The sequence below is a fragment of the Lentzea sp. NPDC020367 genome (genome assembly GCF_044387305.1).
In the GTDB taxonomy this organism is placed as follows: domain Bacteria; phylum Actinomycetota; class Actinomycetes; order Mycobacteriales; family Pseudonocardiaceae; genus Lentzea.
In genome coordinates this window covers 26100-41917 of sequence record NZ_JBIRVV010000020.1, presented here as the reverse complement: position 1 = coordinate 41917, position 15818 = coordinate 26100, and the positions used below count along the sequence as shown (strand labels likewise).

Annotated in this window: 12 protein-coding genes and 1 riboswitch; of the genes, 2 read left to right on the top strand and 10 right to left on the bottom strand. The window is 67.3% G+C overall.

Going from position 1 to position 15818, the window contains the following annotated elements; translation table 11 throughout:
• Positions 1-17: 17 nt before the first annotated feature.
• The 5 genes from ACH413_RS42985 to ACH413_RS42965 form a co-directional block, all read right to left on the bottom strand.
• Positions 18-776 carry a fumarylacetoacetate hydrolase family protein gene (locus ACH413_RS42985; protein WP_360048555.1) on the bottom strand — a complete coding sequence of 253 codons (759 nt, stop codon included), beginning with the start codon at positions 774-776 and terminating at the stop codon, positions 18-20.
• 17 nt (positions 777-793) lie between these two features.
• Positions 794-2377 carry a citramalate synthase gene (cimA, locus tag ACH413_RS42980; RefSeq protein ID WP_360048557.1) on the bottom strand — a complete coding sequence of 528 codons (1584 nt, stop codon included), beginning with the start codon at positions 2375-2377 and terminating at the stop codon, positions 794-796.
• A 660-nt stretch (positions 2378-3037) separates the two neighbouring features.
• Complete coding sequence (locus tag ACH413_RS42975) at positions 3038-4015, bottom strand: ABC transporter substrate-binding protein (protein ID WP_360048558.1); 978 nt, start codon at positions 4013-4015, stop codon at positions 3038-3040.
• Positions 4012-4752, bottom strand: a complete 741-nt coding sequence (locus tag ACH413_RS42970) for an ABC transporter ATP-binding protein (protein WP_360048560.1) — start codon at positions 4750-4752, stop codon at positions 4012-4014. The genes ACH413_RS42975 and ACH413_RS42970 overlap by 4 nt, the downstream gene beginning before the upstream one ends.
• Complete coding sequence (locus ACH413_RS42965) at positions 4752-5774, bottom strand: iron ABC transporter permease (RefSeq protein WP_360048562.1); 1023 nt, start codon at positions 5772-5774, stop codon at positions 4752-4754. The genes ACH413_RS42970 and ACH413_RS42965 overlap by 1 nt, the downstream gene beginning before the upstream one ends.
• Before the next feature lie 32 nt (positions 5775-5806).
• Positions 5807-5939, bottom strand: a riboswitch (cobalamin riboswitch).
• A gap of 94 nt (positions 5940-6033) precedes the next feature.
• Between ACH413_RS42965 and ACH413_RS42960 the strand changes: the two genes are divergently transcribed.
• The gene (locus ACH413_RS42960; protein ID WP_360048563.1) at positions 6034-6453 is read left to right on the top strand and encodes a YciI family protein; all 420 of its coding nucleotides are present in this window, start codon (positions 6034-6036) and stop codon (positions 6451-6453) included.
• 71 nt (positions 6454-6524) lie between these two features.
• Here ACH413_RS42960 and ACH413_RS42955 read toward each other — a convergent pair whose 3' ends face one another.
• From ACH413_RS42955 to serA, 3 genes are all read right to left on the bottom strand, one after another.
• Positions 6525-7562, bottom strand: a complete 1038-nt coding sequence (locus ACH413_RS42955; protein WP_191301032.1) for a 3-isopropylmalate dehydrogenase — start codon at positions 7560-7562, stop codon at positions 6525-6527.
• A 276-nt stretch (positions 7563-7838) separates the two neighbouring features.
• Positions 7839-11114 (bottom strand): S8 family serine peptidase, encoded by a 3276-nt coding sequence (locus ACH413_RS42950; RefSeq protein WP_396425917.1) that lies wholly within the window; start codon positions 11112-11114, stop codon positions 7839-7841.
• Between the two features lie 241 nt (positions 11115-11355).
• A complete protein-coding gene (serA, locus tag ACH413_RS42945; RefSeq protein WP_396425894.1) occupies positions 11356-12951 on the bottom strand; it encodes a phosphoglycerate dehydrogenase in 1596 nt (531 codons plus the stop codon).
• A 995-nt stretch (positions 12952-13946) separates the two neighbouring features.
• Here serA and ACH413_RS42940 point away from each other — a divergent pair.
• Positions 13947-14522, top strand: a complete 576-nt coding sequence (locus ACH413_RS42940; RefSeq protein WP_360049111.1) for an AAA family ATPase — start codon at positions 13947-13949, stop codon at positions 14520-14522.
• On the opposite strand, the gene ACH413_RS42935 is transcribed toward ACH413_RS42940, so the two are convergent.
• Positions 14455-14718 (bottom strand): DUF397 domain-containing protein, encoded by a 264-nt coding sequence (locus tag ACH413_RS42935; protein ID WP_089925599.1) that lies wholly within the window; start codon positions 14716-14718, stop codon positions 14455-14457. The genes ACH413_RS42940 and ACH413_RS42935 overlap by 68 nt on opposite strands.
• A 79-nt stretch (positions 14719-14797) precedes the next feature.
• A complete protein-coding gene (gene ilvC / locus ACH413_RS42930; protein ID WP_360049109.1) occupies positions 14798-15811 on the bottom strand; it encodes a ketol-acid reductoisomerase in 1014 nt (337 codons plus the stop codon).
• Between the last annotated feature and the right edge of the window lie 7 nt (positions 15812-15818).

The window sequence follows — 15818 nt, the reverse complement described above, 5'->3', positions numbered from 1 at the left end:
CGGATTGCTCCGTACGGCTACCTATTTGCGACCGGATTGGTGAGCGTGCCAAGGCCGTCCACAGTCACGGAGACCGTCTGTCCGGCCCTCATCGGCCCGACACCGGCCGGCGTGCCGGTCAGGATCAGGTCGCCCGGCAGCAGCGTCATGATGCCGGACACGTACTCGACGAGTGACGGAATGTCGTGCACCATCAACGAAGTACGGCCGTCTTGTTTGACTTCCCCGTCAACTTCGGTGACGACGCGGACGTCGGAGGGGTCGAACTCGGTCTCGATGAACGGACCCAACGGACAGAACGTGTCAAAACCCTTGGCACGCGTGAACTGCACGTCCTTCTTCTGCAGGTCGCGCGCCGTGACATCGTTGGCGATCGTGTAACCCATGATCACACTCGCTGCCTTGGCCTTGGGCACGTCGCGGCACGGCTGGCCGATGATGACGGCCAGCTCACCCTCGAAGTCGACGCGCTCGGACACGGCCGGGAGCTTGATCTCCACGTTCGGGCCGACCACCGACGTGTTGGGCTTGAAGAACAGCAACGGCTCCGCGGGAACCTCGTTCCCCATCTCCTTGGCGTGGTCGGCGTAGTTCCGCCCCACACCGATGATCTTGGTCGGCAGGATGGGAGCGAGCAGCCTGACGTCGGCCAACGGCCACTTCCGGCCGGTGAACGTGGGCGTGCCGAAGGGGTGTTCGGCGATTTCCGCGGCCTCGTCGCCGTGAACGGCGACGAAGGCCACGCCTTGGGGATGAGCAATTCGGGCGATGCGCACGGCCCCAGTTTACGAGGTCAGCTGGACCTCATGGATTTGTGCACGAGCGCGTCACACAACGCCAGCCAACTCGCCTCGACGATGTTCCCGTGCACACCCACAGTGGTCCACTCGCGCTCGCCATCGGTCGACTCGACCAACACCCGCGTCACGGCATCCGTACCGGGATGCTCCGTCAGGATGCGCACCTTGTAGTCGGCCAGCTCCACAGTGTCCAACCAGGACAGGTGCGGCAACAACGCCTTGCGCAGCGCCGCGTCCAGAGCGTGCACCGGCCCGTTTCCTTCAGCGGTCGCGATGACCCGCTCCCCGCCCACGTGCACCTTGACCGTGGCCTCGGACACGATCTCGCCGTCCGACCGGTGATCGAGGACGACCCGGTAGGACTCCAGGGTAAAGGGCGGTGTGTCCAGTTCGGACAGCTCGGAGCGCAGCAGGAGCTCCATCGAGGCGTCGGCGGCCTCGAACGACCAGCCCTTCGCCTCCAACTCCTTCACGCGCTTCAACGCGCTGCCGACCTCGGTCCCCCGGCCGGCCAGGTCGAGTCCGAACTCACGTCCCTTGAGTTCGATGCTCGCCCGACCGGCCATCTCGGTGACCAGCACCCGCATGTCGTTGCCGACGGTGTCCGGATCGATGTGGTTGTACAGCTCCGGATCCACCTTGATCGCGCTCGCGTGCAGACCCGCCTTGTGAGCGAATGCTGACGACCCGACATAAGCCTGGTGGGTGTCGGGTGCGATGTTCGCGATCTCGGCCAACGCATGGGAGACACGGGTGAGCTCGGCCAGTGCTCCGATCGGGAGCACCTCCATGCCGAGCTTGGTCACGAGGTTTCCCACGACGGCGAACAGGTCCGCATTGCCTGCCCGCTCGCCATAACCATTGGCGGTGCACTGAACGTGCGTCGCGCCCGCCTGAACGGCCGCGAGTGTGTTCGCCACCGCACAGGACGTGTCGTCCTGGCAGTGAATTCCAACGCGGAAACCGGTCTTCTCCACGATCTCCGCGACCGTCTCCGCAAGACCCAACGGCAACTGACCACCGTTGGTGTCACACAGCACAACGACGTCCGCGCCACCCTCCACAGCGGACTCCAGCACACGCAACGACGTGTCCGGCGAGAACGCATACCCGTCGAAGAAGTGCTCAGCGTCGAGAAAAACCCGCCTACCGTGGTCCTTCAAGAACCGAACGGTGTCGCGCACCATCTTCAAGTTCTCGTCGGCGTCCGTGCGCAACGCCCGCTCGATGTGCCTGAGGTCCGACTTGGCCACCAACGTGACCACCGGCGCCTGACTGTCAACCAGCGCCTTGACCTGCGGGTCTTCCTCGACCTTGACCCCGGCCTTGCGCGTGGCCCCGAACGCGACCAGCTTGGCGTGCTTCAACTCCAGATCCCCGGCCGCAGCACGAGCGAAGAACTCCGTGTCCTTGGGCAACGCGCCGGGCCAGCCGCCCTCGATGAACCCGACGCCGAGCCCGTCCAGCAGCCGCGCGACCGCGAGCTTGTCCGTGACGGAGTACGAAATGCCCTCACGTTGTGCGCCATCGCGCAACGTCGTGTCGTAGACGTGGAACTCGTCGGTCGGGCCGGCCATCGGGGTCATCTCCTCATCCGGGCAAACAAAAAGACCCCCCGCGGGATGCGAGAGGTCTGCGCGTCGGGTGCCAGGGGCGGCAACTACCCGACGCGCTCGTCAATAATGATGGCGACGTACTGAACCATGTCGGCGATGCTGCCACAGCTCAGCACGGCGTACCAAGCGACGGGAGGAAATCTCCCACTATCTGGTCACGGGTTCACGCCTGTGACTGGACGCAAGGCAACCACCCTCGCAAGGCGACAAACGCACGCAAGGCGCCCCCTCCGCTGGAACAGGAACCAGCCACCGCAAGCCCACCCGCGCGGTGCCAACAGGCACGGCCCCTCACAAGGCAACCACGTACGAAGCCTGGCGGCGCAATGCCGAAGGCGAGCCGTCTGAACCTAGACCGCCGGGTAGCGGTGCACCCCGCTCATGGCGATTGGGGCTTGACCTTGAGGGGCTGGGTGCCACCCTGTCTGGGCTCGGCCGGGGCGCTTTTCACCCCGGCTTTGAGGCCGACTACGCGCCCAGCTAGAGGCTCAAGGTCAAGCCCCAATCGCAACCCCGCACTTCGTCACTGCCTGATGGACCACCCTCGCAAGGCGACCGCCCGCACGGAACGCGACCAACCCCGCTGGAACAGCAACAGCCCGCACGCAACCCGCACCGACATCACCCCTGGGACAGGAACTTCGCGAACGCCTCAATCGAAGCCGCGTTCCGAGGCGACTCCACCAACGCCGCATACGGCAACGAGAAGAACCTCTTCCCCTTAACCGCAGGCGAGTTGGCCAGCGGAGCGAAGCCCTCCAGGAACGCCTGCTTCTGCTCGGGAGTGTTCGCCTCCCCATCCGCATAGTCCACGATCAACACCACATCAGGGTTCCGCTGCACCACGGTCTCCCAGTTGACAGTCGTCCAACTGTCGTTGAGATCCCCAAAAACATTCTCCCCGCCGGCCTTGGCAATCACATCCTGAGGCGCAGCGTTCTTCCCGGACGTGAACGGCTGATCCTGCCCGCTGTCGTACAGGAACACCTTCGGCCGAGGCTTCCCCTCCATCAACTTCCCGGCACGAGAGATCTGCTCCTGGTACCCCGCAACCAGCTCCTCAGCCTTGGCCTCGACCCGAAAAATCTTCCCCAGGTTGCGAAGATCCGTGTAAAGCGCATCCAACGCAGGCATGATCCCGCGCTGCTTCCCCACCCCGTTCCGGCAGGCCTCGGTCAGCTGGTACGTCCCGATCCCCAAAGCCTTCAACGAGTCCGGCGTGAACCCGGTGCTCTCACTGAACCCGTAGTTCCACCCGGCGAACACCAGATCCGCGTTGACCCCCTGCACGACCTCCTTGGAGATCTTGTCCGACAGGTGCTTCACACTGCCGAACTCGGCCTTCCAGGGCGAGGTCCGCACGTCGACGGTGTCGACACCGGAGACCACGTAGCCGGCCATCCGATCCTTCAACCCCAGAGCGAACATCAACTCGGTGATCCCGGTGTCGTTGGTGACCACTTTGGACGGAATCTTGTCGAACGTGACCTGCTGACCGCAGTTGGTGACGGTCACCGGGTCGGACGCGGAGGTGTCCTGGGCGACCGTGGCACCGCAGCCGGAAACCAACAGCACAGCGGCAAGGACAACGGTTCTCAAGGGGTGACCTCCTGGTCGAACAGGAGCTGGGGAACTCCCGTGGTCGGATGCCGCACGACGTGCGCGGTGACGTGGAAAACCTTGGCGATCAGCTCGGGGACCAACACCTCGACCGGTGTGCCGGACGCAACGATCCGCCCTTCGTCCAACACGTAAAGGCGGTCACAAAAAGATGCGGCGAGGTTCAGATCGTGCAGAACCGTCAGCACCGTGATCCCCAGCCCACGCGTGAGCCGGAGAACGTCGAGCTGATGGCGAATGTCGAGATGGTTCGTGGGCTCGTCCAGCACGAGCACCCGCGGCTCCTGGGCGATCGCACGGGCGATGAGCACGCGCTGGCGCTCACCACCGGACAAACTGAGGAAGCTGCGCGAAGCGAGATGCGAAACGTCCACAGTGGCCAATGCCTCGGCCACCACCCGGACATCACGCGAAGGATCGCGGTCGTGCGGCAGCCGGCCCATCTCCACGACCTCGGTGACCGTGAAGTCGAACTCGACCTGCGACTCCTGCGTCAACGCCGCGAGGTGGCGGGCGACATCGTGTCGTTTGTGGACGTTCAAGCCGTCGAGCAGCACAGTTCCGGCGTCCGGCTTCAACGCCCGGTACACGCAGCGCAGCGTCGTGGACTTGCCGCTGCCGTTCGGGCCCACGATGCCGACGACCTCGCGAGAGGCGTGCAAAGAAACGTCGGAGATGATGTTCCGGACAGCGACGTCGTGCAGCTCGACGCGCATCAGCGGCCTCCGAAGACGTAGGACTTGCGACGCATCAGGAAGATGAAGCAAGGCACGCCGAGTGCGGCCGTGATGACGCCGAGCGGGAGTTCCTCCGGCGCCGCGAGCATCCGCGCGGCCACGTCCACCCAGACCAGGAACGACGCTCCGGCCAGCGGTGCGAGCGCCAGGACCTTGCGGTGGTCGGCGCCCACGACCATGCGCGTCAGGTGCGGCAGCATCAGTCCGACGAACCCGACGGCACCGCTGACCGCCACCAGCACACCGGTCATGGCCGCGGTGACGACGAACAGGTGCGTGCGGAACCGGTTGACCGCCACGCCGAGCGTGGTCGCGGTCTCGTCGCCCATCGCCAGCGCGTTGAGCTGCCGCGCCTTGGTCGCCAGGTAGACGATGCCGGCCGCGGTCACCACGGCGGCGACGGGCAGCGACTGCCAGTTCGCCCCGCCGAGGCTGCCGAGCAACCAGAACATCGCGGCCCGCGCCGCCTCACCGCGCGGTGCCTGGAACACCAGCAGCATCGCCACGGCGGAGAACCCGTACGCGAGCGCCGTCCCGGTCAACACGAGCCGCAACGGTGTGAGCCCTCGGCTCGTGCGTGCGGTGATGTAGACCAGGGCGGTAGCGCCAAGACCGGTCAGGAACGCTCCCACCGACAACGCGTAGACGCCGAGACCGGACAGGATGCCGAGCGTCGCCACCGCCGTCGCGCCCACGCTCGCGCCCGACGAGATGCCGAGCACGTAAGGGTCGGCCAACGCGTTGCGCACCATCGCCTGAATCGCGACGCCGACCGTGCTCAGGCCGGCGCCGACGACGGCCGCGAGCAGAACGCGGGGAAGCCGGATGTCCCAGACGATGTGGTACTGCCCGGCGAGGTCGGCGGGGATCGTGCCGCCGGTCAGCGCCGCCCACAGCAGTTCGAGCGTGAGGCCGAACGGAACGGAGACGGGGCCGAGCGCGACGCCCGCGACGAGACTGACGGCGAGCACGCCGACGAGCACGCTGATCTTGGAGAGCACTGGGTCCTTCCCGCAGTCCACGGCGGAGTCGGAACTTCTCGGTCACCGTGAGCGGGTGTTCGGGCTCGTCTCCTGATCAGGAGACCTACCGTTGCGGGTCAGCGCCGGACTTCGACCGGTCTTCCCCCACGCACGACTGAGGCGACCCTACCTGCGGAAACAGAAAGTTCGAAAATTTTCGGGTGTGATGTCGATCCGGCCCACGGCCCGTTCGACCTGTGGACGTCACCGAGAAAGACACCGAGCGAGGAGATCCACCGTGAAGTACATCCTGATCATGCGCGCCACCGACGAGGGCTTCGCCAACATGGGCGAGGTCGACTTCGACAAGATGCTGGAGACGGTCGGCGCGTTCAACGAGGAGCTGATCCGCGCCGGTGTGCTGCTGGCCGCCGAGGGTCTCTCCGAGCCGTCCGAGGGCGTCGTCGTGGACTACTCCGCCGAGCCGCCGGTCGTCACGGACGGCCCGTACGGCGAGACCAAGGAGCTGTTCAACGGCTTCTACCTGCTCAACGTCTCGTCGAAGGAAGAAGCGATCGAGTGGGCCAAGCGCATGCCGCTGGCAGGCCCGGGGTTCAAGACCGAGATCCGGCGCGTGCCGACGATCGACGAGTTCCCGCAGGACAACGAGTGGATCAAGAAGGAGCGCGCGTGGCGTGAGGCCAACGGCCAGCTCTGATCGACGCGCGGAAACGCCGAAGCCCGGCCGGAGAAATCCGGCCGGGCTTCAAAACGTCGAGCGGATGAACCTCAGCCAGTGCGGACGTTCGACGACACGAGTGCCGCGAGACGATCGCCGATGGCGTAGGTGGCCCCAGGCGACTGGTGGTCCCTGGTAGCGAGATCAAAGGCCACGGAGGCCTCGATCCGGCGGGCCGACTCGTGCTCGCCGAGGTGGTCGAGCAGCAGCGCGACCGACAGCACGGCGGCCGTCGGGTCCGCGATGCCCTGGCCCGCGATGTCCGGCGCCGAACCGTGCACCGGCTCGAACATCGACGGGTTGCGACGGGTCACGTCCATGTTTCCCGACGCGGCCAGGCCGATGCCACCCGTGACGGCGGCGGCGAGGTCGGTCAGGATGTCGCCGAACAGGTTGTCGGTGACGATCACGTCGTAACGGCCCGGGTCGGTGACCATGTGAATGGTCGCCGCGTCCACGTGCTGGTAGGCCACGGTGACGTCCGGGTGCTGCAGCGAGACCTCCTCCACGACGCGCGACCACAACGAGCCGGCGTGCGTGAGGACGTTCGTCTTGTGCACCAAGGTCAGGTGCCGGCGCTGACGGTTCGACGCACGCGCGAAGGCGTCCCGGACCACGCGCTCGACGCCGAACGAGGTGTTCAGCGAGACCTCGGTGGCGATCTCGTGCGGCGTGTCCTTGCGGAGCAGGCCGCCGTTGCCCGCGTACGGGCCTTCCGTGCCCTCGCGGACCACCACCATGTCGATCTCCGGCGGGTCCGCGAGCGGGCTGCGGACACCGGGGTAGAGACGAGCCGGGCGGAGGTTCACGTGGTGGTCGAGTTCGAAGCGCAGCCTCAGAAGCAGGCCCCGCTCCAGAATTCCGCTCGGCACCGACGGGTCGCCCACCGCGCCGAGCAGGATCGCGTCGTGCTGGCGAAGCTCTCCCAGCACCGACTCGGGCAACAACTCTCCCGTGGCGTGCCAGCGCGCCGCGCCGAGGTCGTAGCGAGTGATCTCGGCCGCCGGAACGACCTCTCCGAGGACCTTCAGGGCCTCAGCGATGACCTCGGGCCCGATCCCGTCTCCTGGGATCACTGCGAGCCGCATCCACACACCTCCCAGGTGTCAGTCCCCAATTGGTGGGACTACTTTCCTTCGCGAAAGGCTACCGGCATCCAGGCCGCCCGCCGCATGCCGGACACCCCATCGGGGTGTTATCTCCCGTACTGCGGGACACCCACACGGCCCATATCCCACTTTCGAGTGTCACTCGACCGCAGGAACGGGGTCGCGTCAAGGGGTGACGGGAGGCAGTTCCTGGCCGTGACATGCCGAGAGGCCCGGTTCCAAACGAAGAACCGGGCCTCTCGTGAAACATCCGATCTAGTAGGCGCTGCCCCGGCCACTCGACTTCACCAGGACGACCGACGCGCGGTCACCGTTGGCGTTGTGGTGGTTCAGGACCAGCAGACCCTCGGACTTGTCGGCCTTCAGCGAGGCCTCGTTCTTGTTCACCACGAGCGCGGTACCCGGCTTCGCGAGGTACGAGAGCGCCGCGTCGCCGCCGCCCTGCGCCCACAGACCCGGCTTGAGCGGGTCGTAGGACAGGTTGCGGTCGATGACGTCGACGAGCTTGTTCGCGTTGCCCGGCGCGGCGTAGTAGCCACCGACGCCCACGACGTACGAGAGGCGCGCCGTGTCCTTCGTCGCGTCGATGCCCAGTGCGCTGAGCAGCACCGGCAGGACGACGACGTTGGTGTCCTGGACGTTCGCGTCGACGTCGCCGAACAGGCCGTTGACGCCCTGGATGTCGACGGTCTCGCCCGTCTTCAGGTCCACCGTGGACGCGACCAGCAGGTCGGTGTCGGTCAGGCGGGTCGCGAACACCTCGAAGTCCGCCGTGCCGTCACCGTTGGTGTCGATGTCGACGAACGGGATGGTGTTCTTGCCCAGGTTGTACCAGTTGCCCCAGGTCGCGACACCGAACGCGAGCAGCGCCTCCTCGGGCTTGCCCTGCGCCTTGGCCAGCGGGGCCGTGGAGGCCGCGCCGACGTAGCGGAGGTCGCCGCCCTTGGCGGTCTCGTTGAGCGCGCAGTTCTCGGTGACGTTGCGCTTGCAGTCGCGCAGCTTCGGCGACTGGGCCTGCAGCTCGAGAACGCTGATCAGCGAGCGGTAGGCCTGCGAGCCCGTGCCCTGGTCGATGCCCTTCCCGGTCACGTTCAGCACGGCCTGCTTGCTGTTGCCGGAGAACTTGAGGCTGGACGCGGTCTTGATGTCCGCGACCGGCTTCGGCGCCGAGTAGACCGACAGGCGCAGCGGCACCGTGGCACCCGCGGTCGGCGTGAAGGTCACGCGACCGGAGGCGTCCGCGAGGAACTGGCGCGGCACGTCGAGCTGGTTCGGCTCGACGGTCGAGTCGACCGTTTTGCGCAGCGCCTTCGGGTCGGTGATCTTCAGGGTCACCTTGACGCGCGCGACACCGCGCGGGCTCAGCTTCACCTTGTCCTGCGAGAGCACGTAGCTCACGCCGGGGATCGTCGTGGCCGCGGTGTAGCCGACCTTGTACTCCACGGACTTCGTGGACTTGTTGACCAGCTTGATGGTCTTGGACTTCTCGACCGGCTTCGAGACCTCGACGACGCCGAAGTTCGCGCTGACGTAACCGTTGTCCTCCTCGACGTACGCGAGGACCTGGTTGTCGATCGCGGACTTGCCGTCCACGCGGCCGGTGCCGACCCGGTTGGGAGCGAAGGTCTTGCCGTCTTCCTTCACGTCCGCACCGGCGGTGTTCATGATCGAGGCCTTGACCTCTTCCAGCGTCCAGTCCGGGTGCGCCTGGCGGACCAGGGCGGCGATGCCGGCGACGTGCGGGGACGCCATCGACGTACCCGAGATCACCAGGCGGTCGTTGCCGGAACCGACGGCGGTCGACGAGATCGTGTCACCGGGGGCCGCGACGTCCGGCTTGATGGACTGGCCGCGGGTGCCGCGGCTGGTGAACGCGCTCGGGGTGTCCGAAATGGACTGGTCGTACGTCGGCGTCGAGGTGCGCAGGTCACCCGCGAGGCGGACGACCAGCGTGCCCGCGTTCAGCGCCGGGCGGATCGCCGCGGTGGCGGAGCCGGTGAACTGGAACATCGGGATGCCCGCGTTGCCGGCGATGCCCGCCGCGAAGTTCTCCAAAGTGGACGAAAGGAGCACGCCCTGGCCACCGGCGGCCTGCACGTTGTTCGCGCGGACGGCCGAACCACAACGGCGCGTGGCGTCGTTGTCGTCCCACTCCAGCCACACGAACTTGCCGGCGACGTTGTCGGTGATCGCGACGCAGCCGTCGGCGTTGCCCGCCTGCGACAGCTTCACGACCGGCAGTTCCTTGTTGTAGCCCAGGTAGCCGGTGAAGCTCTGGCTGTACTGACCGGGCTTGAGGCCCTGGCCCTTCACCTCGGCGCCGTCGCGCAGCACGAACGAGTCGCGCACGGACGCGACGGTCAGCGCCTCGGGCGTGTTGCCCGGCGAACCGCCGATGTCGTAGAGGTCGCCGCCGTTGCCCGCGGAGAAGACCGGCATGACGCCGACCTTGTACAGCTTCTTCACGAACAGGCTGTCGGGGTCGTCCGGTGCGCCGTAGTCGGAGCCGAGCGACAGGTTGACCACGTCGAGGTGGTCGGAGAAGTCGCCGTCACCGTCGGGGTCGAGCGACCAGTCGAGCGCCTGCGAGGTGACGTTGGTCGAGCCCTCGCAGCCGAAGACCTTCAGCGCGAAGATCTGGGCCTTCGGCGCGGTGCCGGGGCCGATCTTCATCTCGTTGAGCTTCGCGGCGTCGAGCTTGGTGTAGTCACCCTTGAACGTGCTGCCGTCGGCGTTCTCGCCGAAACCGGCCGTGGTGCCCGCGACGTGCGAGCCGTGGCCGTTGCAGTCGATGGGGTTCGGGTCCGGCTTCGGCGTGTTGATCGCCGGGTCGGTGCTCTCCCCGTCGTAGTCCTCGCCCACGAAGTCGTAACCGCCGACGACCTTCGCGGTCGGGAAGTTCGGGTCCTTCGCGCGCGGGTCGACGGCGCGGAACGCGTCCACGGTGCCGGGGCCGCCGAAGTTCGCGTGCGTGTAGTCCACACCGGTGTCGATGATGCCGACGCGAATGTCGTCGCCGAGCTTGCCGTACTGCTGCCAGACGTTGAGCGTCCTGGTGAGCTGGACGGCGTTCGAGTTCTGGCGCTTCTTCGGCACGACCGGGTAGACCGCGAGAACGTCCTGGCGCTGGGCCAGTTCGCGGACCTTCTGAGCGTCGGCCGTCACGACGACGCCGGGGACGCCGTTGGAAGTGCGGTAGAGCTCCTTGGTCTGCGTGTCAGCGCTCTTGAGCTGGCCGACGACCTGGTCGACCGCGGCCGACGTGTCGTTCTTGGCCTGCTTGGCAGCCTGCTTCGCGACCTCTTTGCCCTGGCTCTTCTTCTCGTCGAACGCGTCGACGGCGGGCTTGCGATCCAGCGCGACGAACGCGGTGACCGAACCCGCGGCGTTCAGCCTGGGAGAAACCTTGAGGTGCAACGCTTTCGCGTCCAACCCGTGCGCACCCTTGACCGGCTGCGCGAGCGGTTCGCTCTGCGCCTGTGCCGTGGCAGGTGCGATCAGCAGTGTGGTGATGGCAGAGAACACCACCAGACTCGATCGTCTCTTCACAACGTTGCCCCAACCGAGGTGTGTGCCTTCGACCCGAAATGACAGTGCCGTGCCCTCTACGGCACCGGGTCAACCTCGTGGGGACGCTAATCGCTGATCGTGTGTCTGCGACTGCCCCGAAAGTATGAATGTGGTCTACAGATAGTTGCCTGTTACGACTTCGTTGTGAACGACGATGAACACGGGAAGGGGACTTTGCCGTCCCCTTCCCGGTTTGTCGTGACTATCCGAAGTCGACAGACCTGACCGTGCGCGCACCGACGGCCGCGCCGATCGGGTCGAGCACCTGGGTGTCGACCGGGCGGTCGACGCGCAGCACCATGACGGCGTCGCTGCCGGTCTGGCTGATCTGCGCGGCCTCGATGTTCACGCCGGCCTCGCCGAGCAGCGTGCCGACCGTGCCCATGACACCCGGACGATCCGGGTACTCCAGCAGCAGCACGGTGCCTTCGGCCCTCAGGTCGAAGTTGCGGCCGTTGATGTTCACCAGCTTCTCGACCTGCGCGATGCCGCTGACGGTGCCGGACACGGTGTTCGTCGCGCCGTCCGCGTACACGGCCTTCACCGTGACGAGGCTGCGGTGGTTCGGGCTCTCGGTCTCCTTGACGAGCTCGACGCTGACGCCCAGGTCCGCGGCGAGGCTCGGCGCGTTCACGAACGTCACCTGCGACTCGACGACCTTGGAGAACACCCCGCGCAGCGCGGCGAGCGGCAGGATCGCGACGTCCTCATTGGACAGTTCGCCGCGGACCTCGACGGTGACGCTGGTCGGGGCCTTGGGCGACAGTGCACTGAGGACGGTGCCGAGCTTCTGCACCAGCGGCAGGTACGGGCGGACCTCTTCGCCGACCGCACCGCCCTGGACGTTGACGGCGTCCGGCACGAACTCGCCGGCCAGCGCGAGGATGGTGCTCTTCGCGACGTCGGTGCCCGCGCGGTCCTGCGCCTCGGCCGTGGACGCGCCGAGGTGCGGGGTGACGACGATGCCCGGCACGTTGAACAGCGGGCTCTCGGTCGTGGGCTCGGTGGAGAACACGTCGATGCCGGCGCCGCCGACCTGGCCTTCCTTGACGGCCTCTGCGAGGGCAGCCTCGTCGATGAGGCCACCGCGGGCCGCGTTGACGATGATGACGCCGCGCTTGGCCTTCGCCAGTTGCTCGGCACCGATGAGGCCCTTGGTCTCCGGCGTCTTCGGCAGGTGGATGCTGATCGCGTCCGCCTTCTCGAGCAGTTCCTCGAGGCTGACGAGCTCGATGCCGAGCTGGGCGGCGCGGGCGGCGCTCACGTACGGGTCGTAGGCGATGAGCTCGACGCCGAACGCGGCGATGCGCTGCGCGAACAGCTGGCCGATCTTGCCGAGGCCGACGACGCCGACCGTCTTGCCGTTGAGCTCGACGCCGTTGAACTTGGAGCGCTTCCACTCGTGGTTCTGCAGCGTCTCGTGCGCGGCCGGGATCTGACGCGCGACGCTCAGCAGCAGCGCGACGGCGTGCTCGGCGGCGCTGACGATGTTGGACGTCGGCGCGTTGACAACCATCACGCCGTTCTGCGTGGCAGCCGGGACCTCGACGTTGTCCAGGCCGACACCCGCGCGGGCCACGACCTTCAGCTTGCGCGTGGCCGCGAACACCTCGGCGTTCACCTGGGTGGCGGACCGGACGAGCAGGGCGTCCGCGTCGGCGACTGCGGTGAGGAGGGCTTCGCGGTCGGTGCCGTCTACGTGGCGCACTTCGACGCCGTCACCGAGAGCGTCCAGAACGGACGGCGCGAGCTTCTCGGCGATGAGGACAACAGGTCGGCTCGTGTTGCTCACGGACATCGCTCCCAGGAAGGGTCGGATCGTGGGGCGCGGGCGTGGTCGGGGGCGGCTGGCCCGCGCCGACCGGAGCACCGCAATGTGTCCGGACTGTTAACGAGCATAGACACCGGCCTTGCGCGCGCATTCCGCCGGGTGGCTCAGGTCACCGCCCGCGTCTTGCAGTATGGGACGAAGCATGGGTGGACGTGGTGTTCACCCATCAGTGTCGGGTCCACTGCCTGGGAACTGGTGGGGTGTTGACGTAGGGCGGGTGGAGGGGCTGGTGGGGGCGGGCGGGCGCCACGCGGGGGCGGGCGACGGCCGCACGAGGGCGGGCCGGTGCCGCATGAGGGCGGGCCGGTGCCATACGAGCGCGGGCCAGGGCCGGGCGGGTGCCGTGCGAGAGCGGGCCAGGGCCGGGCAAGAGGCGGGTTGGTGCCGTGCGCGGGCCGGGTGGGTGCCGTGCGGAGGCGGGCAAGGGCGTGCGTTGGCGTGCCGGGGGCATTCGGGGGCGAGCGAGGGCCGCGCCGGGGGCATTCGGGGGCGTTCCAGGGCCGTGCGGGTCGGCTTGCGGGCGTTTGTCGCGTTCCAGCGGGGTTGGTCGCGTTCCGTGCGAGAGGTCACCTTGCGAGGGTGGGCGCGTGGGTAGTGACGAAGAGCGGGGTTGCGATTGGGGCTTGACCTTGAGCCTCTAGCTGGGCGCGTAGTCGGCCTCAAAGACCGGGGTGAAGAGCGCCCCGGCCGAGCCCAGACAGGGTGGCACCCAGCCCCTCAAGGTCAAGCCCCAATCGCCATGAGCGGGGTGCACCGCTACCCGGCGCCCTAGGTTCAGACGGCTCGCTTCGCATCGCCACGCCCGGACTCGTACGAGGTTGCCTTGCGAGGGGCCGCGCCTGTTGGCACCGCGCGCCGGGCGTGCGTCGTGGGCGCCTTGCGTTGGCGAGTGCGGGTGACAGCGTGCGCCTGGCATGCGTCATGGCGCTTTATCGCGTTGCCTGCCGTGGGACGCTTCGACTGTGCCGCTCGTGTGGATCACCGGGGCGTCGGGGGCCGGGAAGTCTGCGGTCTGCTCGCTGCTCAAGAGCAAGGAAGAACTGGCGGTCGACGCCGACTGGGAGGGTTTCAACCGGTGGGTCGACCGGGTGAGCGGGGAGATCGTCGCCGACCCGCCTGATCCTGTGCCGCAGGGGTGGCTCGACCGGTTCGGGTGGCGGATCAGCCGCGCTCGGGTCGAAGGGCTTGTCGAGGAGGCCGGGGAGCGGGATGCGTTCCTCTGCGGCTGCGTCGAGAACGAGGCGGAGGTGTGGGACCTCTTCGACCTGGTGGTGTGCCTGGTGATCGACGACTCGACGATGCTCGAGCGGTTGCGGACCCGCACTTCGAACTCCTTCGGCAAGCATCCGGAGGAGTTGGCGGCGGCGTTGGGGCACAACGTGCACGTGGAGGCCACTTATCGGGGGCTCGGTGCGGTGATCGTCGATGGCACGCGGCCCCTGGAGGAGGTCGTCGGTGCCGTGCTGGCGGCTACCAGGGCTCGTCGAACTCCCCGTCCTTCGCGCCCAGCACGAAGGCGTCCCACTCCGCCATCGTGAAGGTGAGGACGGGTTCGAGCTGCTTGGAGTTGCGCATGGCGACGTACGTGGCGCCGTCGGTGTGCTCGATGAAGGCGATCTCGACGTGGCCGTCTTCCGGTTCCGGCTCCGGCGGGCGCTTCCACTGCGCGTTGCGGAGGTCGAGTTTGCCGCGCACGTGGGCCTTGTCGTCGTAGATCGGCGCACTATCCGTCATGCGGGAAAAGCTAGCGGAAAGGCCCGCGGAGCGTCACACACGCTCCACGGGCCTCCCTTGGAGAAAGCCTTCAAGAAGGTCAGGCGGTCTCGGTGATCGGGCGGTCGACCCACGACATCATGTCGCGCAGCTTCTTGCCCGTTGCCTCGATCGGGTGGTTCTCACCCTCCTGCTGCAGCTTCTTGTAGTTCGCGCGGCCGTTGTCGTCCTCGGCCACCCACTCGTTGGCGAACGTGCCGTCCTGGATCTCGCCCAGGATCTTCTTCATCTCTTCCTTCACCGAAGGAGTGATGACGCGCGGGCCGCGGGTCAGGTCGCCGAACTCCGCCGTGTCGGAGATCGAGTAGCGCATGCGGGCGATGCCGCCCTCGTACATGAGGTCGACGATCAGCTTGAGCTCGTGCAGGCACTCGAAGTACGCGACCTCGGGGGCGTAGCCCGCCTCGGTGAGGACCTCGAAGCCCGCCTGGACGAGCGCGGAGGCGCCACCGCAGAGGACGGCCTGCTCGCCGAAGAGGTCGGTCTCGGTCTCTTCCTTGAACGTCGTCTTGATGACGCCGGCGCGCGTGCCGCCGATGCCCTTGGCGTAGGACAGGGCGAGGGCCTGCGCGTTGCCGGAGGCGTCCTGCTCGACCGCGATGAGCGCCGGGACGCCCTTGCCGTCGACGAACTGGCGGCGCACGAGGTGGCCGGGGCCCTTCGGCGCGACCATGGCGACGTCCACACCGGACGGAACCGTGATGAGGCCGTAGCGGATGTTGAAGCCGTGGCCGAAGAAGATCGCGTCACCCTCGTTGAGGTTCGCGGCGATCTCGTTGGCGTAGATGTGGCGCTGCGCGGTGTCCGGCGCCAGGATCATGATCACGTCGGCCCACGCGGAGACCTCGGCCGGGGTGCCGACCTCGAGGCCCTCTTCTTCCGCCTTGGCGCGGGACTTGGAGCCCTCCTGCAGGCCGATGCGGACCTCGACGCCCGAGTCGCGCAGGGACAGCGCGTGGGCGTGGCCCTGGCTGCCGTAGCCGATCACGGCCACCTTGCGGCCCTGGATGATGCTCAGGTCGGCATCGTCGTCGTAGAAGATCTCGACGCTCACAGTAATT